Raw genomic sequence first — 26,316 nt, 5'->3', positions numbered from 1 at the left:
CCGTGGGGACGGCGGGTCAGCCGGGGACGTGGACGGTGTGCCGGCGCTGCCAGCGCAGCCGGACGCGGGTGCCGCGGTAGGCGGCGACGTCCTCGGCGGAGGTGTCGAGGTTCTGCTGGAGCGCGGTGAGCCGGCCGCCGCCGTCCAGGTCGACCAGGAAGCGGGTGGCGTCGCCGAGGTAGACCACCTCGGCGACGGTGCCGACGGCGTCGGCGTGGTCGGGTTCGCCCGGGCCCGCGGTCTCCTCGAGGACCCGGATCTTCTCGGGCCGGATGCTGTGGGTGCCGCTCTCGCCGAGCAGCCGCCGGGCGGTGTCCCCGGTGAGCAGGTTGGAGGTGCCGACGAAGGAGGCGACGAAGGTGGTGGCGGGGCGTTCGTAGATCTCGGCGGGGGTGCCGACCTGTTCGATGCGGCCCTGGTGGAAGACGGCGACGCGGTCGCTCATCGTCAGGGCCTCCTCCTGGTCGTGGGTGACGAAGACGAAGGTGATGCCCACCTCCCGTTGCAGGGCCTTGAGTTCGAGCTGCATCTGCTCGCGCAGCTTGAGGTCCAGGGCGCCGAGGGGCTCGTCGAGCAGCAGGACGCGGGGCCGCCCGACGAGGGCGCGGGCGAGGGCGACGCGCTGGCGCTGGCCGCCGGAGAGCTGCGCGGGACGGCGGCCGCCGAAGCCGTCGAGGCGGACCTCCGCGAGGGCCTTGCGGGCGCGGACCAGGCGTTCGGCCCGGGGGACCTTGCGGACCTTGAGGGAGTAGGCGACGTTCTGTTCGACGTTCATGTGCGGGAACAGGGCGTAGTCCTGGAAGACGGTGTGCACGTCCCGTTCGAAGGGGGCACGGCGGGTGACGTCCTGCCCGGCGAGTTCGACCACGCCCGAGGTGGGGCTCTCGAAGCCGGCGATCAGGCGCAGCACGGTGGTCTTGCCGGAGCCGGAGGGGCCGAGCATCGAGAAGAACTCGCCGTCGCGGATCTCCAGGTCGACTCCTGCCACGGCGCTGGTGTCACCGAACGACTTCCGCAGATCCCGCAACCGGATCGCGCTGGCCTCCATGGGCGGGAACCTTTCTGGTGCTCTCTTGCGTTGCACGTGGTGAACGGAAAGATATGAAGTCATAGTTCAAAGCTCAAGACCCTTCTGAGGTAAAGCTTGGGTCAACGCATAGGGTGGTGGGCCGTGGAACAGCAGCAGACGGACGGCGGCGCCCGAAAGGCCGTCTTCGCCCCGGTGGACAGCGGGGCCCGGGTGGACGCCGTCGTACGCCGGATCGGCGACGCCATCGAGCTCGGACTGCTCGCCGACGGGGAGCAGCTGCCCGGCGAGACGGAGCTGGCCGGACAGCTCGGAGTGTCCACGGTGACCCTGCGGGAGGCGCTGATGGCGCTGCGCCAGCAGGGCCTGGTCGTCACCCGCCGGGGCCGCGGCGGCGGCAGCTTCGTCTCCCTGCCGGACACGCCCGGCCGGGAGCGGCTCCTGGAGCGGCTGCGCGGCTGGAGCCCCGAGGAGCTGCGCGACCTCGGCGACCACTGGGCCGCCCTGTCCGGCACCGCCGCACACCTCGCCGCACAGCGCACCGAGGACCACGACCTGGACCAGCTCCGCCGCACCACCGAGGAGCTGCGCAAGGCCCGGGACACCTCGGCGCGTTGCCGGCTGTACGGCCGCTTCCACGTGGAACTGGCCGCCGCCGCCCAGTCGGCCCGGCTCACCCGGGAACAGGTCGCGCTCCAGACGGAGGTCGGCGCGCTGCTGTGCCTTGTGCTCGGCGACGACGAATATCGTGAAGAGGTGGCGGACCGTCACCGGTCCGTAATCTCGGCCGTGCAGGATGGGGCGGACGCATCGGCCAGGGAGCTGGCCGAGCGGTGCGTGCGGGACTCGACGGCGCGGCTCATCGCCCTGCGGCTGACCCTGTAGCCGCGCCGCGCCCGCTCCCCCGTCCGCCGGAGGGCAGCATGAGCCGCGGCACCGTCCCCTCCACATCCGTGACCAGGGCACCGGCCGCCACCGAGGAGTACGTGGCCGAGCGGGTCGGCCACGCCCTGGAGGCGGTGTTCGACGCCGTCGCGCAGACCCGCGCCGACACCGCCGCGCTGCTGGCACGGGTGGCCGCCACGGGCCGCCGGCCGGTCACCGCGGACCTGGCTGCGCTGCGCCCGGGGCTCCATCTGCGCCTGGCCCGGCAGGAGTTGGTCTCCGGTGTCGGCTTCGTGGCCGCGCCCGGACTGCTCGCCGACGTGCCGGCCTGGCTGGAATGGTGGCAGAGCGACGCCGGCGGCGACGTACGACCACTGCTCCTCGACCTCGACCCGCGCACGTCGGCCTACTCCGACTACACGCACTGGGACTGGTTCACGCTGCCCCGGGACACCGGGCGGCGCGCGGTGGCCGGGCCGTACGTCGACTACCTCTGCTCGGACGAGTACAGCCTCACCCTGTCCGCGCCGGTGGAACGGGCGGGCCGCTTCCTGGGCGTGGCCGCCGCGGACGTGTACCTACGGCATTTCGAGGCGGCCGCGCTGCCCCTGCTGCGCACGCTGTCCGGCCCCGCCCGGCTGGTCAACGCCCGCGGCCGGGTGGCGGCGTCGGCGGACCCGGCGCATCTGGCCGGCTCACTGACCAAGGGGCCGGACTTCGCGGCCGTGCTGGAGAGCGGACGGCCGGGCACCTTCGGCACGCTGCGCCTGGTGCCCTGCCGGGGCGTGCCGCTGGTCCTGGCGGTGGCCGCGACGTGAGCGGGATCCGCGTGCGGGCGCCGCGACGTGAGCGGGATCCGTGTGCGGGCACCGCGACGTGAGCGGGATCCGTGTGCGGGCACCGCGGCATGAGCGGGGATCCGCGTCCGGACAGGTCAGGTGGTGGGGAGTGCGGGCCGGTGCCGGTGTGGGCGTCCGGCCCGGCGCCGTCGGCGACCTGAACGCCGACGGTGCCGGGTCAGGCGTCAGGGGCGGGAACCACGGTCAGATGGGCGCCCAGGCCGCCGGGCCGGCGGGAGCGGCGCGGGGCGGCGGGGCGGGGAGCGGCACGCAGCACCAGGGTGTAACGCGCGTAGCCCATGTCCTGAAGGGTCCTGGCGGTCTCACCGACCACCCGGCACTCGGTGGCCCCCAGCAGTGGGTCCGGGTGCAGCACCGGCCGGACGGCCCCGTCGAGCCGGGCACCCTCCTCGCCGACCGCGCGCAGCCAGTGCGGCAGACCGTGCCGGAACGCCGCCTCCATGATCGGGTCCTGGGCGATCTCACGGCGGATCGACTGCAGTTCGTGGTCGTGGCCGTACCGCTCCAGCGTGGTCTTGAACTGGGCCAGCATCGGCAGGCACCAGCCCGACTCGTGCGCGCCGAGCACCGAACCGGCATCCGGGTGGAACAGAACGAACCGGAGGAAGTTGTCCCCGGGCATGGCCGTGGGATGCGGGGCGACCCCCCCGAAAAGTGTCTCGAACGCGTCGTTGGCCAGCACCACGTCCCAGCGGTGGTCCACCACCAGGGACGGAAAGGGAACCGCGTCCAGCAGCAACGCGTAGTCCTGAAGATATGCCTGGGCCTCAAGACTTTCGGGGACGGGCCGCGGCGCCGGCCGCTGCCCACCTGCCTGATATGCCATCGGGAGGTCACCCCTCTTGCCTATGCGGCCTTCTCGCGGCGATGTGATCCTGCTGCCCCACTCGGATGCATGTCAACTATCGTGGCATTTCATGCCTGTTGACGGCCGAAATTGGCCACAGTTGTGGCGACACCTGGATGTGAGTTCGAACGACCGGCTAATCTCCGGGAAGTCCACGGCGACCACTTGCGCGAAGCCCCTGATTCCTCTGAGAGACGTAGGAGTTCTGTCGGTGACGGATGGCTACGAGGATCCGGGCGCCACGGCGACCGCCCAGCTGCCGGCCGTCGTCTCCCGCGTCACCGCGCTCGCCGACCGGCTCGGCGTGGCGTACGCGGAGGTCTACGACATCGGACGGCTCTCCTACGCCTGCGGTGTCCCCGAGCCCGTGGTCAGGGCCCTGCTCGGCGGCCGGCCCGCGGGCGAACCCGATGTCCAGGAACGCTTCCTGCAACGTCTGGACCTGCTGCGCCGCACCCGCCTCAAGCCCAACGGCCGAAAACACACCCAGCAGGAGATCGCCGACGGCGCGGGCATGTCCCGGCAGCAGGCCGGCGCCCTGCTCAACGGCGACCGGCGGCCGACCATGGAGCACTGCGACGCCCTCCAGCGTTTCTTCCGGGTGCACGCCGGATTCCTCACCGCCGCGGACCCCGAGGCGCTGGCCGGCGCTCTCCAGCGCGTCGAGCAGGAACTGCTGCAGAAGCTGGCCGACCGGGAGCGGGCGGCGGCCGCGGCCGCGGCGGACCCCCTGGAGCGGCTGCTGCAGGACCACGGGGTGCGCGGGATCGCCTGGCGGGCCGCCCAGCTCCCCACCGACCAGCACCGCGACAAGGTCGCGGAATGGCTGGACATGCTCCTGGAGAGCGTCAAGCGGCCCGAGTCGTGAGCTGAGGGGGAACGGGAGAACATGGCCATCGGCAGGGACATGCGCCGGCTGAGCGGCGAGCTGGTCGGGGAGCTGACCCTGCCCGCGCCCACCCCGCCGCAGGAGCTGTACCGGGCGCTGTGCGACGCGATGAGCCGCCGCCGCGGCCGCCCGGTGCTGTTCCGTACGGCCGTCTTCCCGCCCGGCACGGCCAGCGGGCTGTGGCTCGACCTGACCGACCGCGACCTGGTGGTGGTCGAGGAACGCACCGCGCCCGACCACCAGTTGGTGATCCTGGGCCACGAGCTGTGGCACATGCACGCCGACCACCACGGTCACGACGTCGAGGGGGTCGCGGTGGCGGCCCGGCTCATCGACGACGGCGCGGGCGGCGGCGCGGTCAGTGACCGGGCCGCGGTGCAGGCAGCCGTCCGGCGGATGGCCGCCCGCACCCGCTTCGACCAGGCCGAGGAACAGGACGCGGAGACCTTCGGGCTGCTGCTGGCCAGCAAGTGCCGGACCTGGCTCGCGGGTTCGGCCCTGCGCGGCCCGGTGCGGCGGCACGACGTGGCGGGGCGCATCGAGGCGTCACTGGGCTATCCGGGGAAGTGAGCCCGGCTCGACCGGGCACCGGATTTCGTCGCGGCCGGGCGAGGAGACGTGCCCTCAGGAAGGGGTCCCGGGGCGGTTCGGGGTCGGCTGAGCGGGCGAACCGAGGCGTAGCGGGCAGGCGTTGTCAGTGGCGGACGGCAAGCTGGTGGGTGCGCACCGCACACGCGGTACGACCGCGCCGTCCGGGCGCGTGACCGTGACGACCGACGGGGAGAGCCGAGCCATGCCCACCGCCGTACTGACCGACCGTGAGCGCACCGCCGTCCAGGCCTATCTGCGGCTGCTGCACACCGTCCGCGCGGCCTTCGACGGACCTCCGGACGGCGCCCCGCGCCCCTTCCTGGTCCCGCCCGCCGTGCTCGCCGAGGCCGAGGAGGCCCTGGCCGGGGCCGGACTCGCCGGAAACGAGGAGGCGTTCTTCCGCCTCCTGCACGACTGGTGCCCACCCACCTGAGCGGACGGCGCACGACCAGGGGCGCTGTCAGGGGTGCGGCACGACCACGGCCGAGGTCAGCATGCCGTGCCCCACGCTCCAGCGGCCCTCGAAGGCCTGCAACCGCTGCCCGCCGACCAGGGGCCCGGGAACCAAGAGGCGGGCGCGCAGGGTGCCGTGCGGCCGCTCGCCGGGCTCCGGGACGAGCTCGATGTCGGCCTCCATGAAGTCCAGCCACTTCCCGGTGAGGGGGAACCACGCCTTGTAGACGGATTCCTTGACGCTGAACAGCAGGCGGTCCCAGTGCACATCAGGCCGCTCGGCCACGAGCCGGCGCAGCCGCTCCTGCTCCGAGGGCAGCAGGACGGACTCCGCGACGCCCTCGGGCAGCGGGGCGTGCGGTTCGGCGTCGATCCCCAGGGAGGCCAGGTCGGTGGCGCGGACCAGGGCGGCGGCGCAGTAGCCCTCGCAGTGGGTCATGCTGCCGACCAGCCCGTCCGGCCAGCGCGGTGCGCCGCGCTCGCCGCTCACGACGGGCTGCGGCGGGACCCCGAGTTTCTCCATGGCGCGCCGGGCGCAGGCGCGCACGGCGGAGAACTCGCGGCGGCGCTTGGGCACGGCACGCGCGACGAGCGCCGCCTCCTCGGGGTAGAGGGGGGCTTCGCGGATCGCCTCGTCACCGAGCATCTCCACGGCCATCACCGAGTCCGGGAGCAGCTCCTCGATCACCGGTTCCGACCTCCATCGGCAGAATACGGCGCAGCTTGCCCGGGGGCTGGGAGCGCTTGCGCCACTCGCGGGGGTATCCCACGGAAACCTCTTCGAAGCGGACGCCGTCGTGCCAGGTGGTCCGGGGGATGTGCAGATGACCGTAGACCATGGTGTCGACGCGGAACCGGCGGTGCCAGTCGGCGGTGCGGGTGGTGCCGCACCACATGGCGAACTCGGGGTACCACAGGACGTCCATGGGGTGCCGGTCCAGCGGGTAGTGGCCCGCCAGCACGGTCGGCAGTTCCTCGGGCAGCTCGGCGAGCCGGCGCTCGGTGGCCTCGACCCGGGCCCGGCACCAGTCCTCGCGGGTCGGGTAGGGGTCGGGGTGCAGCAGGTACTCGTCGTTGCAGACGATGCCGGTGCCGTGCGCGTACGCGAGGCCCTCTTCCTTGGTGGCGCAGCCGGCCGGCAGGAACGAGTAGTCGTACAGGAGGAAGAGCGGCGCGACCACGACCGGGCCGCCCGGGCCCTCCCAGACCGGATAGGGGTCCTCGGGGCTGACCACGCCGAGTTCCCGGCAGAGGCCGACGAGGTGCTCGTAGCGGGCGACACCGCGCAGGGTGACCGGATCCTTGGGGTGGGTCCACAGGTCGTGGTTGCCCGGGGCCCACAGCACCTTGCTGAAGCGGTCGGCGAACGTCTCCAGGACCCAGCGGATGTCGGCGACGGTCTCCGCGACGTCACCGGCCACGATCAGCCAGTCGTCATCCGTCTCGGGGCGCATCTTCTCGACGAGCTCGCGGTTCTCCGGGTACGAGATGTGCAGGTCGCTGATGGCCAGCAACTGCCCGGCACCGGCCGTGGACTCCACCCCGTACCCCTTCCGATCATGTCGTCGCCACCCACCTCAACACATGACGGGTCGACGGAACAAGGGGACTTGTCGGCCTGTCGGGGGGCATTCGCCGGCCGATCCTCGACGGATCGCCGGGCCGGTGCCGGTCGGTCAAGGAAACCGACGTGGACGGGGCAGGAAAACGCGGGTGGACAGCCCCGGGGAATCCGTAACACGGGCGTTGCACGCGAGGCCCCTTGAAAGCCGTATGATCCCCCCAACACCACCGCCACGAACTTCCCTTCGTCCAGGGCGGTTTGGTGACCCTCCAACCACCCTGCCCGGGCACGGGCCCGCTGCGCCCTGCCCGAAAACCCCGGAAGGCGGCATTAATGCGCTCTCGCGTACGCGTCTGGCTCAACCGCACGTACGCGGAGAACGTGTTCTTCATGGATCAGCTGCGGAAAAATCCCAGCGATCGGGCGGTCGAGATCCATGCGACACACGGTGACGCCGACTCCCCCGTGCTGGCCGCCGCCGACACCGCCGAGCTGGAGCCGGAGGGCCTGTCCCCGGCCGGCTACGTCGAGTACGCGCTCGACCAGTGCCGGCGCCGTGGCATCGATGTCTTCGTGCCCCGGCTGCACCAGTCGGCGATCGTCGCCCACCGGGCCGACTTCGAGGCGGCGGGAACGGCGCTGCTGGCGCCGACGCCGGAGGGCACCGCGGTCTTCGAGGACAAGGCGACCGCGTACGAGGCCGTCGCCTCGGTCGGCGTCCCGGTGCCGCCGTGGTGGCGGGTCCGCACGGCGGACGAGCTGGTCACCGCGGTCGAGAAGCTGGAGACCGACGGGCACAAGGCCTGCTTCAAGCCGGCCGCCGGTGCGGGTGGCGTGGGCTTCCGGGTGATCACGCGCACCCCCTTCTCGCTCTTCCACCTCAGCGGGTTCCCGGGGCCGCATGTCCAGCTCGACCTGGTCGTCGACGCGTTGCAGCGGGCCGACCAGCCGGTGGACTGGCTGGTGATGCCGCGGCTGGAGGAGCCGGAGGTGTCCGTGGACTGCCTCACCGGGCCCGACAACCGGGTCCGGCTGGCGGTGGGCCGCACGAAGAAGGGCCGCCGTCGCGGTTTCACCCTGGACGAGCGGTGGCTGGAGCCGGCCCGGCTGATCGCCGAGGGCTTCGGGCTGCACTACCTGTCCAACATCCAGTTCCGGATGTACGGCGACGAGCCGGTGCTGCTCGACGTCAACACGCGTCCCGCCGGAGGGTTGCACCAGCTGTCACTCTGCGGGGTCAACGCTCCCTGGGCGGCCGTGCAGTTGGCGCTGGGCGAGGACCCCGGCGTGATCGAGCCGCCGTTCCTGGGGCAGGACTACGCGGTGGTGTCGGGGCCGCGTCCGGTTCTGCCGTCGGTTCCCGTGCCGCGGGAGGAGGCCGAGGAGATGGTGTTGCCGGCGCCGAGGCCCGCGGCGGTGCAGTCCGTGACCGAAGCGGCCGAGGTGTTGCCGCTCTAGCCGATTGCCGCTCCAGCCGAGGTGTCGCCGCTCCAGTTGTCGGCCGACCGCGGGTTCACCGTGGCTGATCGCGCCCACGCGGCGGAGCCGCACAGGAGACACAGCCCCGCGCCCCTCACGGAACGCTGGGACTCACCGGTATGGACCAATTCACGCCCACGTCCTTGACAGGTGGATTGGTCCATACCATTTTTGTTGCGCACCCCCTTGCACCTTCGTGCAACTCCCGAACACCCCCATTCCTCCAGGGAGATCGCGTGCGCAACTCATTCAGACGCTCCAGACGTCGGATACTCGCACTGCTCGGGTCCGCCGCCCTCGCGCTCGCCGGGGCCATCGCGCTCCCCGGTACCGCGCAGGCGGCCAACGTCCTCTCCAACCCCGGCTTCGAGTCGGGAAGTCTCTCGCCCTGGTCCTGCACCGGGAACCTCGGCTCGGTCGTCTCCTCCCCCGTGCACGGCGGGTCCAAGGCCCTCGCGGGGGCCGTGAGTTCCAGTGACACCGCCCAGTGCACGCAGACGGTCGCCGTGCAGCCCAACACCACCTACTCGCTCAGCGGCTGGGTCCGCGGCTCGTACGTCTACCTCGGGGTGACCGGCGGCACCTCCACCTGGACCAGTTCGCCGTCCCAGTACAGCCAGCTGAGCGTCTCCTTCACCACCGGGGCCGGACAGACCAGCGCCCAGATCTACGTCCACGGCTGGTACGCGCAGGGCACCTACTACGCCGACGACATCAGCCTCGACGGGCCCGGCGGCGGCAGCTCCGACACCCAGGCGCCCACCGCGCCCACGAACCTCACCTCCACCGGGAAGACCTCGTCGAGCGTGTCCCTGTCGTGGTCGGCCGCGACGGACAACGTCGGGGTGACGGCGTACGACGTCTACAGCGGGTCGAGCCAGGTGGCGAGCGTCTCCGGGACCTCCGCCACGGTGAACGGACTGTCGGCCAGTACGGCGTACACGTTCACGGTGAAGGCGCGGGACGCGGCCGGGAACGTGTCGGCGGCCTCCAACGCCGTGTCCGTGACGACGAGCGCGGGCAGCGGCGGCGGGACCGGCTTCAAGCAGGCCGCGCCCTACCTCTTCGAGGGCTGGGGCGACCCCCCGAGCCCGTCCACGGTGATGAGCGCGACCGGCATCAAGTCGTTCACCATGGCCTTCGTGCTGGACTCGGGCGGCTGCACTCCGGCCTGGGACGGCAGCCGGGCGCTGACCGGCGGCGCCGACCAGACCGCGATCAACCAGATCCGGGCGGCCGGCGGTGACATCACTCCGTCGTTCGGCGGCTGGCAGGGCAGCAAGCTCGGCGCCAACTGCTCCTCCGCGAGCGCGCTGGCCGGAGCGATCCAGAAGGTGATCGACGCCTACGGTCTCAAATCCGTCGACATGGACATCGAGAACACGGACGAGTTCGAGAACGAGGCCGTGCAGGCGAAGATCCTGACCGCCCTGAAGACGGTCAAGGCCAACAACGCCGGCCTGAAGACGATCGTCACCTTCGGCACCTCCACCACCGGGCCGACCTACTACGGCAACCGGCTCATCGAGCAGGCGCAGTCGCTCGGCGCGAACATCGACGTCTTCACGATCATGCCGTTCGACTTCGGCGGCGGCGCCGACATGTACGGCAACACCGTGGCGGCGGCCGAGGGGCTGAAGACCAAGCTGAAGTCGACCTTCGGGTGGGACGACGCGACGGCCTACGCGCACATCGGGATCTCCGGCATGAACGGTCTCTCCGACCAGCAGGAGACCACGACCCCGGCGATCTGGACGCAGATCCGTGACTGGTCGAACTCGCACCACATCGCCCGGCTCGCGTTCTGGGCCGTGAACCGGGACCGCGGCTGCGCGGGCGGTGGCGTGGTGAGCAACTGCTCCGGGATCAGCCAGAGCAACTGGCAGTTCACCTCGATCACGGCCGGCTTCACCGGCTGACCGACGGCAGCGGTGGCGTGGGGGTGCCCGCACCGGGTACCCCCACGTCTTCGCCATCCCGGCGGCCCGAACCGGGCCACCACAGGATCGGAATCGGATCAGGACCGGATCAGGACCGGCCGGATCCCCGGTACAGCTCCAACTCCCCGTCCAGTTCGACGGCGAGGACCGTGGCGTACGGGTCGAGGTCGGCCGCGGCCGGCGGGTCGATCCACAGCACCCCGACCGCCTCGTGCAGTCCGCCGACGACACGGTGGGCGAGTTCGGTGCCCGTGCCGAGCACGCTGACCTTCCGGACCGGGGTGACCAGGCCGCGGACGCCGATCTCGGCGCGCGGGATGTCGTACAGGGTGAGGTAGAGGGTGCGGCCGTCGGCGGAGAGGGTGCTCGGCCCGTAGTGGTGCCCGGCCGGCAGCCCGCGGACCGTGCCGTACACGGCGTCGGCGTGTCTGCGGATCCACTCCCCCAGGCCTTCGAGGCGCTCGGCCTGCGGCTGCGGGATGGTGCCGTCCTCCATCGGGCCGACGTCCAGGAGGAGATTGCCGCCCCCGCCGATGGTCTCGGTGAAGTAGCGGATCAGCTGGCCGAGCGACTTGTGGTTGTGGTCGTGGTGCTGGAAGCCCCACGAGTCGTTGATGGTGAGGCACAGCTCCCAGGGCCCGGTGGGGGGTTCGATGGGTACGCCCTGTTCCGGTGTCGCGTAGTCGCCCTCGCTGAGCATCCGGGCGTTGAAGACGACGTGCGGTGAGTAGGAGCGGACGAGCGCGGCGAGTTCCTTGATCCGCCACTGCTCCTCGCTGCGGTCCCACTCGCCGTCGAACCACATCAGGTCGGGCCGGTAGCGGGAGGCCAACTCGCGTATCTGGCCGTCGCGGTAGACGATGAACCGCTCCCAGGCATCGAGGTCCTCGTCCTCGGCCGAGCACTCGGAGTACCGGTTGTCCTCCTGCTCGGGCGGGCGGCCCGGCTTGCGGGTGCTGGCGTAGTCCGGGTGGTTCCAGTCGGAGTGCGAGTAGTAGAGACCGACCTTGAGTCCCTGCTCGCGGAGGGCGTCGGCGTAGCCGGCGAGGTAGTCCCTGCCGAGGTTGAGATCGCCGAACTCGGTGTCCCACAGCGCCACTCCGTCGTGATGACGGCTGGTGAGCACGGCGTACCCGGCGCCGGCGCGGGCGAACAGGCCGGCCCAGGCGCGCGGGTCGTACTTCGCGCCGGTGAAGCGGCCGAGCTGGGACATGTACTGGTCGTGCGGCACGATGTCGTCGTAGAACGACCAGGATTCCTGGACGCCGTCGACGGCGTAGATCCCCCAGTGGACGAAGATGCCCAACTTGGCGTCGGTGAACCACGGTTGCATGGGCACGGATGGACTCCCGTTGCGTACAGGGTCGGTCGGGGAAAGGGGCGGGCCGGGCACACGACCGCCGGGCCCGCCCCCGGGGGCTACTGGCCGGTGCCCGACCGCCGCAGCCGGAGCGTCAGGATCTGGAACGGCCGCAGCGCCACGGCGACCGTGTCCCCTTCGGTGTCCGCCGTCTCCAGCGGGCGCTCCAGCAGGTCGGTCACCTGGGCGTCCGCGAGCGGGAAGCCGGTGCGCAGGACGCCCTGGGCGCGGCCGCCCCGGGACTCGTAGAGCCGGACCACGACGTCGCCGGAGGCGTCGTCGGCGAGCTTGACCGCCTCGATCGTCAGGCCCTCGCCGGAGACGGAGACCACCGGCTCGGGCGCGCCCGCCGCGTCGGCCACCCGGAGCGGGAGGTTGAGGGCGTAGCCCGCCGCCACCGCGTCCCCGATGCTCGCGCCGGGGAGCAGGGAGTAGGTGAAGCGGTGCCGGCCCTGGTCGGCGCCCGGGTCCGGGACGCGCGGGGCGCGGACCAGGGAGAGACGGACCGTGGTGGTCGTCCCCCCGTCGTCACGGACCGTGCGGGAGACGTCATGGCCGTACGTCGAGTCGTTGATGACGGCGACGCCGTAGCCGGGCTCGGCGAGGTGCACCCAGCGGTGGCCTGGGACCTCGAAGCGGGCCGCCTCCCAGGTGGTGTTGGTGTGCGTGGGCCGCTGGACGTGGCCGAACTGGATCTCCGCGGAGGAGTGCGCGGCGCGGATGTCCACCGGGAACCCGGCCTTGAGGAACTTCTCGGCCTCGTGCCAGTCGATGTCCGTCTCGAAGTCGATCCGCGGACTGCCCGCGCGGACGGTGACCGTCTGGGTGATCGTCGAGCCGTTGCCGAACGGACGCGTGATCCGGACCGAGCCGAGCAGCGGGTCCGCGTCGACGACCGTGATCTCCGAGGGGTCCAGCAGGTCCGTGTAGCGGTTCTTGTAGTGCTTGTCGACGTCCCAGGCGTCCCAGTAGTTCGGGAGGTCGGTGTGCAGGCGGAGCAGGTTGCCCTGGCCGACGAGGACCTCGCGGTGCGCCCGGAGGTCGTACACGGACGACAGCGTGCCGTCCTCGGCGATCTCCACCCGGACGAGACCGTTGTCGATGACCCGGCCGTCGACCGTCACCGGCCGCGGGGCCTCGGCGGCGGCCGTCAGCGGGGCGCTGCCGGACGCGGGGACCTCGACGTACACCGGGGTGCCCGCGCTGTCGCGCACGACCTCGGCGCGGTCGTAGGGGCTGGTGTTGAAGACCCGGGCGGTGCCGCCGCCGAGCGCGGTGACCGCCTCGGCGGTGAGCGCCTCCAACTCCCGCGCGACACGGGCGTACTCGGCCTCGGCCTCGCGGTGCACCCAGGCGATCGAGGAGCCGGGCAGGATGTCGTGGAACTGGTGGAGCAGGACCGTCTTCCAGAGCCGGTCGAGCTTCTCGTGCGGGTAGCGGTAGCCGGGCGCGTGCAGGGCGGCCGTCGTCGCCCACAGCTCGGCCTCGCGCAGCTTGTGCTCGCTGCGCCGGTTGCCCTGCTTGGTGCGGGCCTGGGAGGTGTAGGTGGCGCGGTGCAGCTCCAGGTAGAGCTCGCCGACCCAGACCGGCGCGTCCTCGTACTCGGCGCGGGCCTTGGCGAAGAAGGCGTCCGGGTGCTCGACCTCGACGCGCGGGGAGCCCTCCAGGTCCCTGAGGCGGCGCGCCCGTTCCATGATCTCGCGGGTGGGGCCGCCACCGCCGTCGCCCCAGCCGAAGGGGGCCAGCGAGCGGGTGGCGCCGCCCTTCTCGGCGTAGTTGCGGACCGCGCGGGACATCTCCGCGCCGCTGAAGCGGGCGTTGTAGGTGTCGACGGGCGGGAAGTGCGTGAAGATGCGGGTGCCGTCGATGCCCTCCCACCAGAAGGTGTGGTGGGGGAACTTGTTGGTCTGGTTCCAGGAGATCTTCTGGGTGAGGAACCACTCGTTGCCGGCGAGCTTGGCGATCTGCGGGTAGGCCGCGTTGTAGCCGAAGGAGTCCGGCAGCCACACCCCCTTGGTCTCGACACCGAAGTGCTCCATGAAGAAGCGCTTGCCGTGGACGAACTGGCGGGCGACCGCCTCGCCGCCCGGCAGGTTGCCGTCGGACTCCACCCACATGCCGCCGACCGGCGCCCACTGGCCCTTCTTGACCGACTCCTGGATCCGGGCCCAGACCTGCGGGTAGTTGTCGCGCACCCACTCGTACTGCTGGGCCTGCGAGCAGGCGAAGACGAACTCCTCGTACTCGTCGGCCAGCGAGGTGACGTTGGAGAAGGTCCGGGAGGTCTTGCGCTTGGTCTCGCGGATCGGCCAGAGCCAGGCCGAGTCGATGTGCGCGTGGCCGACGCCGGAGATGCGGTGGGCGCTGGCGTGCGCGGGCTTCGACAGCGCCGGCTTCAGGGCCGCGCGCACGGCGGCGGCCGAGCCGGGGATGTCGTCCAGGTCGAGCAGGTCCATCGCGTGGTCGAGGGCGTGCATGATCTCGTGCCGGCGCGGGTCGTGCTCGCCGAGCTCCAGCATCAGCTCGCGCAGCACCTGGACGTCCAGGTCGAGGTGGAAGACCTCCTCGTCCAGGACGGCGATGTCGGCCCGCCTGAAGGTGTAGAGCGGCTTGTCGCCGGCCGTCAGCACGTCGCCGAGCGGGGTCGGCGCCGCGAAGTCGTTGGCCAGGATGTCGGGGTTGGAGGCGGCCTCGACCAGGTAGTCGATCACCTCGCCGCCCGCCGCCGGGTTGGCGATCGCCACGTACTGGTTGAGCGGGTTGACCGCCTTCAGCGGTGTCCCGTCGACCAGGTGCACCAGGGCCTCGGCCTGGTTGCCCGGCCAGTCGCCCGTGAAGCCGAGGTCGATGACCGCCTCGACGCGGCGGCCCGCGAACTCCGCGGGAACCCGGCCACGCATCCGGAACCAGGTGGTCCCCCACGGCGGGCCCCACGGGGTGTCCATCGCGAACGGCTCGTACGCGGCGGCTGCGGCCTCCTCGAAGGGCACCGGCTCCCCGGGGGCCTGCCAGGCGGACACCTCGAAGGGAACGGCGGCCGCGTGGATCGCGGGCTTGATGCGCTGGTTGTGGAGGCGCTCTACGCGCTCCTCGATCCGGCGGCGTTCGTCGTGCATGGAAGTCTCCAGAAGAGGGATGGAAAGCGCTTTCCGATCGGCTGGTCACTTAAGATACGCGAGGCCCGGATGGACCTCGGTGTACCCCTCGACCAGCCGGCGGGCCACGTTCACCGAGTCGACCAGCGGATGCAGGGCGAACGCCTTCACGGCCGTCGCGCGGGAGCCGGACCCGGCGGCGGCCAGCACCTCGCGCTCGACCGCCTTGACCGAGCAGACGAGACCGGTGGCGTGATCGGGAAGCGGATCGACGGCGACCGGGTGGGCGCCGTTGGCGTCGACCAGGCAGGGCACCTCGATGACGGCCTCGGCGTCGAGCACCGCGAGGGTGCCGCGGTTGCGCACGTTGAGGATCAGGGTGGTGCGCTCGTCGCGGGCGATGGCCCGCATCAGCGCCAGGGCGACCTTCTCGTAGCCGCCGGACAGGTCGTCGGCGTCGCGCTCGCCGGCGCCGGCCGTCTCCCGGTTCTCGGCCATGTAGGTCGCCTCGCGCTCGGCGCGGGTGCGGTCCCAGGCCGCCAGGGCCCCGGCACCGGGGTTGCGGACCTCTTCGTAGAAGTGCGCCTGCTGGTCGCGCAGGAAGGCGCCGCGGGTCTTCTCGGCCTGCTGGTAGGCGCGGACCGCCTCGCGGTTGAAGTAGTAGTAGTGCAGGTACTCGTTGGGGATCGCGCCGAGCGACTGGAGCCAGTCGACGCCGAAGAGCTTGCCCTCCTCGAAGGAGCCGAGCAGGCCGGGGTCGGCGAGCAGACGCGGGAGCTCGTCGCGGCCGGCGACGCGCAGGCCCCGCACCCAGCCGAGGTGGTTGAGGCCGACGTAGTCGATCCAGGCCTCGCGCGGGTTCACGCCGAGCACCCGGGCGATACGGCGGCCGAGGCCGACCGGCGAGTCACAGATGCCGATGACACGGTCGCCGAGGTGGCGGGACATGGCCTCGGTGACCAGTCCGGCGGGGTTGGTGAAGTTGATGACCCAGGCGTCGGGGGCGAGCCGGGCCACCCGGCGGGCGATGTCGACGGCGACGGGGACGGTCCGCAGGCCGTAGGCGATGCCGCCCGCGCCGACCGTCTCCTGGCCGAGGACGCCCTCGGCGAGGGCCACCCGCTCGTCGTCGGCCCGGCCCGCCAGGCCGCCGACGCGGATCGCGGAGAAGACGAAGTCGGCCCCGCGCAGGGCCTCGTCGAGGTCGGTGGTGGCGGTCACCGTGGGCGCGTCGGGGACGCCGGCCGCCTGTTCGGCAAGGACCCGCGCGACCGCCGAGAGCCGGCCGGCGTCGAGATCGTGCAGGACGACCTCGGTGACCCGGCCCTCGCCGCGGTCGGTCAGCAGCGCCCCGTACACGAGCGGCACCCGGAATCCGCCGCCGCCCAGAATGGTCAGTTTCACGCTTGAGCCTTTCCTGCCAGGATCACGTCGACACCGGCCTCCTCCAGGGCGGACCGGGTCGCCGGGTCGACCGGCGCGTTGGTCACCACCAGGTCCAGGTCCTCGGGACCACAGACCTTCGCCATGCCCGTACCCGGGAACTTGGCGGCGTCGGCGAGCAGCACCACCTTGTCGCTCGCCTTGATCATCGCCCGCTTGACCGGCACCTCCACGACCGTCGTGTCCATCACCTGCCCGCCGGGGCGCACCCCGCTGGTGCCGAGGAAGAGCCAGTCGGCGTGCAGCTGGCGCAGGTTGTCCTCGGTGAGGAAGCCGACCAGGGAGCGGTACTCGCGCCGGACCATGCCGCCGAGCAGCACCAGCTCGATGCCCTCGTCGTCGGCGAGCTCCTCGTAGACCACCAGGTTGCTGGTGATGACCGTGAGCCGGCGGCCGTGCAGCTGGCGGGCCAGCCGGTAGGCGGTGGTGCCGATGTCCAGGAGGACCGACTGGCCGTCCGCGACCAGGGCCGCCGCGCGCGCCGCTATGGCGTCCTTCTCCGCGACCCGCACCTCGGCGACCTCGGCGAAGGGCTGGTCCCCCTCGTCGGCGACGGCACCGCCGTGCACCCGCGTCAGCAGCCCCTCCTCCTCCAGTTTCAGCAGGTCGCGCCGGACGGTGGCGGGGCTCACGCCCAGCTGCTCGGAGAGATCGGTCACGGCCGCGGGGCCGCCCGAGCGCAGGGCCCGCAGGATGAGTTGATGTCGTCGTTCTGCCAGCACGCGACGAACACTACTCGTCATCTTCAATCATTTCTATGCTCAGTTCTGCTCGTGTATTGACCAATCTCGCGTGACAGCGCACGATTCCGTCATCAAAATTGACGAGTTTTGACGAGAGGGTGGCGTGTGGACGACGACATACCCGACGTGCTGCTGACCGGTCTGCTCTTCTACGACCTCGTCCTCACCGGGCTCGGGAAGCCGCCGACACCCGGCGAGGAGGTCTGGACGGCCGGCATGGGCTGCGGCCCCGGCGGCATCGCCAACCTCGCGGTGGCCGCGTCCCGCTTCGGCCTGCGCACCTCGCTGGCCACGGTCTTCGGCGACGACTTCTACGGCGCCTACTGCCGGGAGCTCCTCGCCGGGCAGGAGGGCGTCGACCTCTCCCTGTCCCGGGTCGCGGACGGCTGGCCCACCCCGGTCACCGTCGCCCTCGCCCACGGACAGGACCGGGCCCTGGTCACCCATGGTTCGGAGCCGCCGTACTCGCAGGACGTGCTGATGGGCGACCCGCCCGAGGCCCGCACCGCCCTCGTCCACATCGAGGCCGAACCCCGCGAGTGGATCGCCAAGGCCGCCGCGAACGGCACCCGGATCTACGCCGACGTGGGCTGGGACCCCACCCAGCAGTGGTCCCGCGACCTCCTCGACCAGCTCGCCCTGTGCCACGCCTTCCTCCCCAACGAGACCGAGGCGATGGCCTACACCCGCACCGACAGCGCGGTCGCGGCCCTCGGCACCCTCGCCGAACTGGTCCCGGTGGCCGTGGTGACCCGCGGCGGGGACGGCGCGGTGGCCGTCGACCAGACCACCGGCGAGTTCGCGGAGGTCCCGGCCCTCGCCGTGGACGTCCTCGACGCGACGGGCGCCGGCGACGTCTTCGGGGCGAGCTTCGTCACCGCCTCCCTCGCCGGCTGGCCGCTGGACGAACGGCTGCGGTTCGCCGTACTCGCCGCCGGTCTCTCCGTCGGCCACCACGGCGGGGCGCCGGCCGCCCCCGGCTGGTACGGCGTCGACCGCTGGTGGCGCTCGCTCACCGACCCCGATCTGAAACGCGTCTACGGCTTCCTCACGGACCGGCTGCCGGCCGACCCCGGCCCGCCGGTCCGGTACGCACCCGTCACACCCCCCGCACGGCAGTACTGAGCCCCCACTCCCCACGCCCCACGCTCCATGTGAAAGTCCCGAACAGATCCGAAAGATCCGAAAGGCGGTGGGAGCTGTGCGGCTCTCACGTAGAGGCCTGCTGCGCGCAGGCCTGGCCGGTACGGCCGCCACGGCGCTCGGCGGCCTGGCGTCCGGCTGTGCCGTTCCGACCGGTTCCACCGGCCGGAACATGGTCCTGTGGTACTGGGACGGCGGCCTCGGCGACACGGTCATCAAGAACGCCAAGGCCCGCTACGACGCGACCGTCGATCTGCAGGCCATCAAGATCGGCGGCTACTACCGGTCGAAGCTGCTCACCACGATGACCGGGCGGGCGCGCATCCCGGACATCGCGGGCCTCAAGGGTGAGGACATGGCGTCCTACCTGCCCAACGCGAACCAGTTCGTGGACCTGCGCACGCTGGGCGCGGACAAGTACAAGAGCCAGTTCCTGTCCTGGAAGTGGGACCAGGGCATCGCCGACGACGGCACCGTGGTCGGCTTCCCGATCGACTGCGGCCCGGTCGCCCACTTCTACCAGTACCAGGTCTTCCAGAAGGCCGGACTGCCCTACGAACCCGACGACGTCTCCGCCGAACTGAACACCTGGGAGAAGTTCTTCGCCGCCGGCGAGCAGCTGAAGAAGCGGATCCCGGGGACCTGTCTGCTCTCCGACGTCAACGCGGTCTTCGAGAACGTGGTGCAGCAGGGCAGCCGGCGGTACGTCGACAAGGACCGGCACTTCATCGGCGACCAGGACCATGTCCGCCGGGCCTGGGCACTGGCCGTGGAGGCCAAGCGGCGCGGGATCGTCTCGGACCTGGTCAGCGGAACGCCCGACCAGCTCTCCGCCCTCCAGGACGGCAAGCTGCCCAGCCAGCTCAACGCCTCCTGGGCCACCAACGACATCAAGACCGGCGTACCGAAGACCAAGGGCCGCTGGCGGGTGGCCCAGATGCCGGTACGGCCCTCCAACAACGGAGGTTCCTTCCTGTCGATCACCAAGGAGTGCCGCGAGCCCGAGCAGGCGTTCCGGATCATCGCCTGGATGCTGAACGCCGCCAACCAGGCACAGGGCTTCGTGGACGCGGGACTCTTCCCGTCCACCCCCGCGTCGTACGCCATGAAGACCCTGCGCGCGCCCGACCCGTTCTTCGGCGGCCAGGTGACGATGGACGTCTTCGGGCCCGCCGCGCAGAAGATCGCGGTCGCCTACAACAGCCCGTTCGACGTGGCGCTCTCGCAGCCCCTCAAGGACGAGATCAAGAACGTCGGCGTCCTCGGCAAGAACCCCGAGCAGGCCTGGAAGGACGCCATGAGCAAGTGCCGGCGCATCGCCAAGCACCTGGGGGTGAGCTACTGATGGCCACCGCACTGGAGAAGCCCCCGGTGACCGTGGAACGGACCACCCCGGCCGGTCCCCGTACCGGATTCCGCAAGTACTGGCACCTCTACGCCGCGATCTCCCCCTTCTATCTCCTCTTCCTCTGCTTCGGCCTGATCCCGGTCGGCTTCTCGCTCTACGTCTCCCTGCACCGCTGGGACGGCCTCGGTTCGATGGAGTGGGCGGGCCTGTCGCAGTACCGGTACCTGGTGAGCGACACCGACTTCTGGACCGCGGTCGGGAACACGATCGTCATCTGGGCGCTCGCCACCTTCCCCATGATCTTCCTGGCGATGGTGACGGCCGTGATGCTCAACTCGGCGGTCCGCTTCAAGAACGTCTACCGCTTCGCCTACTTCCTGCCCAACGTCACCTCGGTGGTGGCGATCGCGATCATCTTCGGCTCGGTGTTCTCCACCAACTTCGGCCTGGTGAACGCCTTCCTGCAGGCGGTCGGGCTCGACCAGGTGGCCTGGCTGAACACCCCGTGGGGCATCAAGGTCGCCATCGCCACCCTGATGACCTGGCAGTGGACCGGCTACAACGCGATCATCTTCCTCGCCGGTCTCCAGACGGTCCCCGGTGAACTGTACGAAGCCGCCCGCATGGACGGCGCCGGACCGGTGCAGACCTTCTTCCGGATCACGCTGCCGATGATGCGGCCGGTGCTGCTGTTCGTGCTCGTCGTGTCGACCGTCACCGGTCTGCAGAGCTTCTCCGAACCGCAGGTCCTGCTCCAGACGACCTCCAACGACTCGACGTTCGCGGGCGGTCCGGGCCACGCCGGCCAGACCATGGTCCTCTACTTCTTCCAGCAGACCTTCGACAACAACGACTTCGGCTACGGCGCCGCCGTGGCCTGGGGCATCTTCCTCGTCGTCATCATCTTCTCGATCATCAACTGGCGCCTGGTGCGGCGCCGGGGCGAAGACTAGGGAGGCCGCACACCATGGCATCCATACGCACAACCCGCCCCAGGGCCGTCAAGGGCACCCGCGGCCGCGGTATCGCCCTGCACGCCGTCCTGATCGTCGGTCTGCTGCTCTCGGCCTTCCCGTTCTACTGGGCCGTGATCATGTCGACGCACACCACGTCGGAGATCTTCTCCTACCCGCCGAAGCTGCTGCCCGGCCCGCACCTCCTGGAGAACGCCCGCAGCCTCTTCGACAACATCGACTTCTTCGGGTCGATGTGGAACTCGCTGCTGGTCGCGGGCTCGGTGACCTTCCTGGTCCTGTTCCTCGACTCGTTGGCGGCCTTCGTCTTCGCCAAGTTCGCCTTCCCCGGCAAGAACGTGCTGTTCGCCCTGCTGATGGTCATCTTCATGGTGCCGGCCCAACTGTCGGCCATACCGCAGTTCGTGATCATGGCGAAGCTGGGCTGGATCGGCTCGATGACCTCGCTGATCGTGCCGGCGGCGGCCAACGCGTTCGGCATCTTCTGGATGCGTCAGTACATGAAGGGCGCCATCCACGACGAGCTCCTCGACGCCTCCCGCATCGACGGGGCCAACTTCCTCCGCCAGTACTGGCACGTGGCCCTCCCGGTGGTCCGGCCGGGCCTCGCCTTCCTCGGCATCTTCACCTTCATGGGCCAGTGGAACGACTACGCCTGGCCCCTGATCGCCCTCACCAACCCGGACAACGTCACCCTCCAGGTCGCACTGTCCCAGCTCAACGGCACCCACGGCACCACCGACTACGGAATGGTCATGACCGGCGCGCTGCTCGCCCTCGTCCCGCTGCTCATCGTGTTCGCGGTCGGCGCCCGTCAGATCATCGGCGACCTGGCCAAGGGAGCCATCAAGTGACGGACCCGCTGGTGGCCGTGCGCCCCTGGGAGGCACCCGAGGTGACCTCCTGGGGGCGGTTGCCGATGACAGCCGTCGACCGCCGTCCGGGGGCGCTGTCCCTGGACGGCGAGTGGCGTTTCCAGCTGCTGCCGGCTCCGGACGCGCCGGTCGAGGAGACCTGGTCGACCGCGTACGTCCCCGGTGCGTGGACCCTGCAGGACACGAACGACCTGCCGCAGTACACGAACGTCCGGATGCCGTTCGCGGAGTTCCCGCCGCAGGTGCCCGCCGCCGGCCCGACCGGTGTGTACGAGCGGCACCTGGACATCCCCGCCGACTGGACCGGCCGTCGGATCGTCCTCCAGGTCGGGGCCGCCGAGAGCGTGCTCCTCGTGCACGTGGACGGGCGGCCCGTGGGCATCTCCAAGGACTCCCATCTGGCCGCCGAGTTCGACCTCACCGAGGCCGTGCGCCCCGGCGAGCGGTCGGTCCTGCGGCTCACCGTCGTCAAGTGGTCGGACGCGTCGCACATCGAGGACCAGGACCACTGGTGGCACGGCGGGATCACCCGCTCCGTGCTGCTGTACGCGACCGACCCGCTGTATCTCGCGGACGTGACCGTGCGGGCGCGGCGGGACGGCGAGCTGCGGGTGGACTGCGCCGTACGGGACCACGGCGGTGCGCTGCCGGGCGGTTGGTACGTCACCGGCGACCTGGACGGTGAACTCCTCTCGCAGGACGCCGAGTTCGACCGGCTCAACGCCGAGGACGACCGGGTCTCCGACTTCCTGGGCGAGGCCCGCGTCCACGCCGCCGTGCCCCAGGTGCGCACCTGGAACGCGGAGCAGCCCGAGCTGTACGGGCTGACCGTCCGGCTGCACCGCGCGGACGGCACGGTCGCCGACACGTCGTACCACCGCATCGGCTTCCGGGACGTCGAGATCGTCGGCCGGGACCTGCTGGTCAACGGCGAGCGGATCTTCATCCGGGGCGTGAACCGGCACGACTTCCACCCCCTCACCGGGCGGACCGTGTCGTACGACGACATGCGCGCGGACCTGGTGGTGCTGAAGCGGTTCGGCTTCAACGCGATCCGCACCTCGCACTACCCGAACGACCCCGCGCTCTACGACCTCGCCGACGAGCTGGGCCTCTACGTCGTCGACGAGGCCGACATCGAGTCCCACGACCACGCGCACGAGATCGCGGACGACCCGCGCTATCTGAACGCCTTCGTGGACCGGGTCTCGCGCATGGTGCTGCGGGACAAGAACCATCCGTCGGTCATCATCTGGTCACTGGGCAACGAGTCCGACTACGGGGCGAACCACGACGCGGCGGCGGGCTGGGTACGGCGGCACGACCCGACCCGGCCGATCCAGTACGAGGGGGCGGCCAAGCGGGGCTGGGCGGACCCGGGCACGGCCTCCGACATCGCGTGCCCGATGTACGCGCCGTTGGAGGACTGCGTGGCGCACGCGCTGTCCGGGGAGCAGACGAAACCGCTGATCCAGTGCGAGTACTCGCACGCCATGGGCAACAGCAACGGCACGCTGGCCGACCACTGGGCCGCCATCGAGTCCACTCCGGGTCTTCAGGGCGGGTTCATCTGGGAGTTCTGGGACCACGGAATTCTCCAGCGGGTGAGCGACGGCAGACCGGTCGGGCGCGCGGGCGCCGGACTGTACGACAACGGTGTCGCCGCGCCCGGCCACCGCTGGGCGTACGGCGGCGACTTCGGCGAGGCCCTGCACGACGGGGCGTTCGTCGCGGACGGCATGGTCTTCCCGGACCGCACGCCCAAGCCCGCGATGTACGAGCACCGGGAGATCGCGGCGCCGGTCCGCATCCGGTGCTTCAGGCACGAGGGCATCGTGCTCGCCAACCACCAGCACTTCCGGGGCTTCGACTGGCTGACCGGCACCTGGGAGCTGGCTTTGGCCGACGGTCGTACCCTGACCGGTCCGGCCGAGCTGCCCGAGCTGTGCCCCGGCGAGACCGCGGCCGTGCCGCTGCCCTTCGAGCTGCCGGCGGACGGCGGCGAGGCATGGCTGACGCTGCGGGTGACCACGGCCGAGGACCAGGCCTGGGCGCCGGCCGGTACGGAGGTGTGCGCGCCGCAGATCCGGCTGCGGGCCCCCGACCCGGTGACGGCGGCCGTCCCGGGCGGGACGAGGGTCGAGGTGGACGACGAGGGCCTGCTGCTGCACCCGCTGCTGACGGCCGCGCCGACGCTGTCCCTGTGGCGGGCGCCCACCGACAACGACGAGCTGGGCGGGATCGCGGTGCGCTGGCGGGCCTGGGGCCTGGACAGCCTGGTGCGCAAGGCGGTCTCGGTGCACCGGGAGCGCGACCGGGTGACCGTGCTCGCCGAGTACGCCGGTACCACGGGAGTCGTCCGGCACCGGCAGGAGTTCACCGCGGTCGCGGGCGGCATCCGGATCGAGGAGTCGGCCGAGCTGCCCGCGGAGTTCGACGACGTGGCCCGGGTCGGCTCGGTCTTCGAGACGGTGGCCGGGCCGGATCTGCTGGAGTGGTTCGGTCAGGGTCCCTGGGAGTCGTACCCGGACCGTGCCGCCGGTGCCCCGGTCGGCCACCACTCCGTCTCCGTGGACGAGTTGTTCACCCCGTATCTGCGGCCCCAGGAGAGCGGCGGCCGTCATGGCGTACGACGGTTCACGCTGTCGGCGCCGGACGCCACCGGACTCGCGGTCGAGCTGGACGAGCCCCGCCAGGTATCCGTCACCCGCTACCGCGCCGAGGACCTCACCGCCGTCACCCACCACGACGAACTCGTGCCCCGGGCCGGCTGCGTGGTCCACATCGACGCCGCACACCGGGGCCTCGGTACGGCCTCGTGCGGTCCCGACACCTTCCCCTCCTACCTCGTCGCACCGGGCGTCCACCGCTGGAGCTGGACCCTGCGCGTCCTCTGAGATCCCCCCACGCCCTTCGCCGTCACTTCTCCTTATCCACGGAGCACACGTGTGTACGTCGCATGACCACGCCCAGGGCGAGGCCGCACAGGCCGGAGCCGGCAGACGCAACTTCCTCAGGGCCACCGCGCTGCTTGGCGCCGCCGCCACGGCGGGGGTCGCGCTGCCGGCCGTCGCCGAGGCGTCCGCCGGCTCCGGCCGGCGGCCCGACCCGGAGAGCCGTCGCTTCACCCTCGCGGTGATGCCCGACACCCAGTACCTCTTCGACGGGCCGAGCATCAACCCGGCGCCGATCGAGGCGTCCCTGCGGTATCTCCTGGAGCAGGGCGGCGAGTCCGAGGAGAACATCGTCTTCCTGAGCCACCTGGGCGACCTCACCCAGAACGGCGCCGAGGAGGAGTTCGCGGCGATCAGCAAGGCCTTCGGGATCCTGGACCGGCGCGGGGTCGGCTACAGCGTGCTGGCCGGCAACCACGACATCAGGTCGTCCACGGACGACCAGCGCGGGAACACGCCGTACCTGGACGCCTTCGGGCCGCAGCGCTTCGAGGGCAAGCCGACGTTCGGCGGCGCCTCCGCGGACGGCTACAACACCTACCACCTGTTCCGGGCGGCCGGGCGCGAGTGGCTGGTGCTGGCGCTGGACTGGCGGCTGTCGGCGCAGGGGTACGCCTGGGCGAAGGACGTCATCGCCCGGCACCCGAAGGCGCCGGTCATCCTCACCACCCACGAACTGGTCGTGGACGACGACACGTTGTCGGACTACGGGCAGCAGCTGTGGGACCAGCTGGTCGACGAGCACGACCAGATCTTCCTCACCCTGAACGGGCACTTCTGGCCGGCCCGCCGCGCCACCCGCAAGAACGCGGCCGGCCACGACGTGCACCTGCACCTGACGAACTACCAGAACCGGTACTTCGGCGGCGCGGCGATGATCCGCCTCTACCACTTCGACCTGGACCGGAACGTCATCGACGTGGAGACGGTCTCACCGTGGATCCTCGGCCGGGCCAAGAAGGGTCTCAACGAGCTGGAGCGGCAGGAGATGGAGCTGAGCGGCGACGGCGACCGCTTCTCCGTCGACATCGACTTCGAGGACCGCTTCGCCGGCTTCGCCCCGGTGCCGGCCCGTCCGGCGCGGCCCGCCGCGCAGCTGCTGGTCCGGGGCACGGCCGCCTACTGGCGGTTCGACTCGGCGGTCGCCGGCACGGTCCGTGACCTGTCCGGCAACGGCAACGACCTCACCGTGGTCTCGGTGGGCGGCGGCACCCTCGGCTGGTCGGCGGACCACCACCCGGACCAGCCCGGCCACGGCAGCCTGGAGTTCACCGGCTTCAAGTCGCCGCTGAAGGGCGCGTATCTGAGGACCGTCGACGGCGCCCCGCTCAACTCGGCGACGTTCAAGAACGGTTACACCATCGAGGCGTTCTACCGGCTGCCCGCGGACTGGGACGCCTCACACAACGCCTGGTCCGGGCTGGTCAGCCGCACCGGCCGCAACGGCTCCGTCGGCACGGTCACGGACGACCCGGACGAGCCGCTGGCCACCCTCTCCATCACCGACGGTCCGGGCACGCAGTGGGCGGTGCACCCGCTCAACCAGCAGCAGCTGGCCACCAACTGGGGCGACGAGACCGCCCGCGAGACCTGGTGGCACCTCGCCGTCGTCAACGACGGCAAGCACACCACGATGTACGTGCAGGGCTGCCCGGTGGCCCGCAACCCGCACGCCGCCGCGGTCGGCATCGCCTCGTCCGGAAAGCCCTGGCTGCTCGGCGGCTACGAGTACGCGGACAGGATCGACCAGATCCTGCACGGCCGCCTCGGCGACGTCCGGATCGTCTCCCGGGCCCTGCCCGTCTCCTCCTTCATGACCCACTGACCCCCGTCACGAGGATCACCA

General features: G+C 71.2%; 21 protein-coding genes. 13 read left to right on the top strand and 8 right to left on the bottom strand.

All coding sequences use genetic code 11. The features are described 5' to 3' along the window. Positions 1 to 16: 16 nt before the first annotated feature. Positions 17 to 1,048 carry an ABC transporter ATP-binding protein gene (locus ABZ642_RS25260; RefSeq protein ID WP_360488274.1) on the bottom strand — a complete coding sequence of 344 codons (1,032 nt, stop codon included), beginning with the start codon at positions 1,046 to 1,048 and terminating at the stop codon, positions 17 to 19. Positions 1,049 to 1,171: 123 nt separating this feature from the next. Between ABZ642_RS25260 and ABZ642_RS25255 the strand changes: the two genes are divergently transcribed. Further along, a complete protein-coding gene (locus ABZ642_RS25255) occupies positions 1,172 to 1,912 on the top strand; it encodes a GntR family transcriptional regulator (protein WP_360488272.1) in 741 nt (246 codons plus the stop codon). A 38-nt stretch (positions 1,913 to 1,950) separates the two neighbouring features. After that, positions 1,951 to 2,730, top strand: a complete 780-nt coding sequence (locus ABZ642_RS25250; protein ID WP_360488269.1) for a cache domain-containing protein — start codon at positions 1,951 to 1,953, stop codon at positions 2,728 to 2,730. A gap of 199 nt (positions 2,731 to 2,929) precedes the next feature. Here ABZ642_RS25250 and ABZ642_RS25245 read toward each other — a convergent pair whose 3' ends face one another. Next, positions 2,930 to 3,598 (bottom strand): hypothetical protein, encoded by a 669-nt coding sequence (locus tag ABZ642_RS25245; protein WP_360488267.1) that lies wholly within the window; start codon positions 3,596 to 3,598, stop codon positions 2,930 to 2,932. Between the two features lie 232 nt (positions 3,599 to 3,830). Here ABZ642_RS25245 and ABZ642_RS25240 point away from each other — a divergent pair, with 232 nt between their 5' ends. The 3 genes from ABZ642_RS25240 to ABZ642_RS25230 all read left to right on the top strand — a co-directional run bounded on the left by ABZ642_RS25240 (position 3,831) and on the right by ABZ642_RS25230 (position 5,532). Next, positions 3,831 to 4,487, top strand: a complete 657-nt coding sequence (locus ABZ642_RS25240) for a helix-turn-helix transcriptional regulator (RefSeq protein WP_360488264.1) — start codon at positions 3,831 to 3,833, stop codon at positions 4,485 to 4,487. A gap of 39 nt (positions 4,488 to 4,526) precedes the next feature. Continuing rightward, entirely contained in the window at positions 4,527 to 5,078 is a 552-nt protein-coding gene (locus ABZ642_RS25235) for a toxin-antitoxin system, toxin component (RefSeq protein ID WP_360488596.1), read from the top strand. Positions 5,079 to 5,301: 223 nt separating this feature from the next. Then, positions 5,302 to 5,532, top strand: a complete 231-nt coding sequence (locus ABZ642_RS25230) for a hypothetical protein (protein ID WP_360488262.1) — start codon at positions 5,302 to 5,304, stop codon at positions 5,530 to 5,532. 27 nt (positions 5,533 to 5,559) lie between these two features. On the opposite strand, the gene ABZ642_RS25225 is transcribed toward ABZ642_RS25230, so the two are convergent. Beyond that, a complete protein-coding gene (locus ABZ642_RS25225; RefSeq protein WP_360488259.1) occupies positions 5,560 to 6,240 on the bottom strand; it encodes a 4'-phosphopantetheinyl transferase superfamily protein in 681 nt (226 codons plus the stop codon). Beyond that, entirely contained in the window at positions 6,188 to 7,093 is a 906-nt protein-coding gene (locus ABZ642_RS25220; RefSeq protein WP_360488256.1) for a metallophosphoesterase, read from the bottom strand. The genes ABZ642_RS25225 and ABZ642_RS25220 overlap by 53 nt, the downstream gene beginning before the upstream one ends. Positions 7,094 to 7,449: 356 nt before the next feature. On the opposite strand from ABZ642_RS25220, the gene ABZ642_RS25215 reads away from it, so the two are divergent. Both ABZ642_RS25215 and ABZ642_RS25210 read left to right on the top strand, forming a co-directional pair. Beyond that, entirely contained in the window at positions 7,450 to 8,574 is a 1,125-nt protein-coding gene (locus ABZ642_RS25215; protein WP_360488253.1) for an ATP-grasp domain-containing protein, read from the top strand. 257 nt (positions 8,575 to 8,831) lie between these two features. Then, positions 8,832 to 10,514, top strand: coding sequence for a carbohydrate binding domain-containing protein (locus ABZ642_RS25210; protein WP_360488250.1), 1,683 nt, complete (start codon positions 8,832 to 8,834; stop codon positions 10,512 to 10,514). A 109-nt stretch (positions 10,515 to 10,623) separates the two neighbouring features. On the opposite strand, the gene ABZ642_RS25205 is transcribed toward ABZ642_RS25210, so the two are convergent. The 4 genes from ABZ642_RS25205 to ABZ642_RS25190 all read right to left on the bottom strand — a co-directional run bounded on the left by ABZ642_RS25205 (position 10,624) and on the right by ABZ642_RS25190 (position 17,155). Next, a complete protein-coding gene (locus ABZ642_RS25205; protein WP_360488247.1) occupies positions 10,624 to 11,874 on the bottom strand; it encodes an alpha-L-fucosidase in 1,251 nt (416 codons plus the stop codon). Between the two features lie 80 nt (positions 11,875 to 11,954). Beyond that, positions 11,955 to 15,011: a glycoside hydrolase family 38 C-terminal domain-containing protein gene (locus ABZ642_RS25200; protein WP_360488244.1), complete on the bottom strand. Its 3,057-nt coding sequence runs from the start codon at positions 15,009 to 15,011 to the stop codon at positions 11,955 to 11,957. A gap of 45 nt (positions 15,012 to 15,056) precedes the next feature. Further along, positions 15,057 to 16,394 carry a 6-phospho-beta-glucosidase gene (locus tag ABZ642_RS25195; protein ID WP_360488241.1) on the bottom strand — a complete coding sequence of 446 codons (1,338 nt, stop codon included), beginning with the start codon at positions 16,392 to 16,394 and terminating at the stop codon, positions 15,057 to 15,059. Beyond that, the gene (locus ABZ642_RS25190) at positions 16,391 to 17,155 is read right to left on the bottom strand and encodes a DeoR/GlpR family DNA-binding transcription regulator (RefSeq protein WP_360488238.1); all 765 of its coding nucleotides are present in this window, start codon (positions 17,153 to 17,155) and stop codon (positions 16,391 to 16,393) included. Before ABZ642_RS25190 ends, ABZ642_RS25195 begins: the two co-directional genes overlap by 4 nt. A gap of 126 nt (positions 17,156 to 17,281) precedes the next feature. Here ABZ642_RS25190 and ABZ642_RS25185 point away from each other — a divergent pair, with 126 nt between their 5' ends. The 6 genes from ABZ642_RS25185 (at position 17,282) to ABZ642_RS25160 (ending at position 26,295) form a co-directional block, all read left to right on the top strand. Continuing rightward, entirely contained in the window at positions 17,282 to 18,301 is a 1,020-nt protein-coding gene (locus ABZ642_RS25185) for a carbohydrate kinase family protein (RefSeq protein ID WP_360488235.1), read from the top strand. Between the two features lie 76 nt (positions 18,302 to 18,377). After that, the gene (locus tag ABZ642_RS25180; RefSeq protein ID WP_360488232.1) at positions 18,378 to 19,664 is read left to right on the top strand and encodes an extracellular solute-binding protein; all 1,287 of its coding nucleotides are present in this window, start codon (positions 18,378 to 18,380) and stop codon (positions 19,662 to 19,664) included. Continuing rightward, the gene (locus ABZ642_RS25175; protein WP_360488229.1) at positions 19,664 to 20,620 is read left to right on the top strand and encodes a sugar ABC transporter permease; all 957 of its coding nucleotides are present in this window, start codon (positions 19,664 to 19,666) and stop codon (positions 20,618 to 20,620) included. Before ABZ642_RS25180 ends, ABZ642_RS25175 begins: the two co-directional genes overlap by 1 nt. A 14-nt stretch (positions 20,621 to 20,634) precedes the next feature. After that, on the top strand, positions 20,635 to 21,495 hold the full coding sequence (locus ABZ642_RS25170) for a carbohydrate ABC transporter permease (protein WP_360488226.1): 861 nt from the start codon (positions 20,635 to 20,637) through the stop codon (positions 21,493 to 21,495). Beyond that, on the top strand, positions 21,492 to 24,413 hold the full coding sequence (locus ABZ642_RS25165) for a glycoside hydrolase family 2 TIM barrel-domain containing protein (protein WP_360488223.1): 2,922 nt from the start codon (positions 21,492 to 21,494) through the stop codon (positions 24,411 to 24,413). The genes ABZ642_RS25170 and ABZ642_RS25165 overlap by 4 nt, the downstream gene beginning before the upstream one ends. Before the next feature lie 49 nt (positions 24,414 to 24,462). Beyond that, entirely contained in the window at positions 24,463 to 26,295 is a 1,833-nt protein-coding gene (locus ABZ642_RS25160; protein WP_360488220.1) for a LamG-like jellyroll fold domain-containing protein, read from the top strand. Positions 26,296 to 26,316: the final 21 nt, after the last annotated feature.

The organism is Streptomyces sp. NPDC007157, assembly GCF_040634235.1.
Classification (GTDB): domain Bacteria; phylum Actinomycetota; class Actinomycetes; order Streptomycetales; family Streptomycetaceae; genus Streptomyces.
Note: the sequence above shows the minus strand (reverse complement) of the source record. Positions and strands in the feature narration are given on the sequence as shown.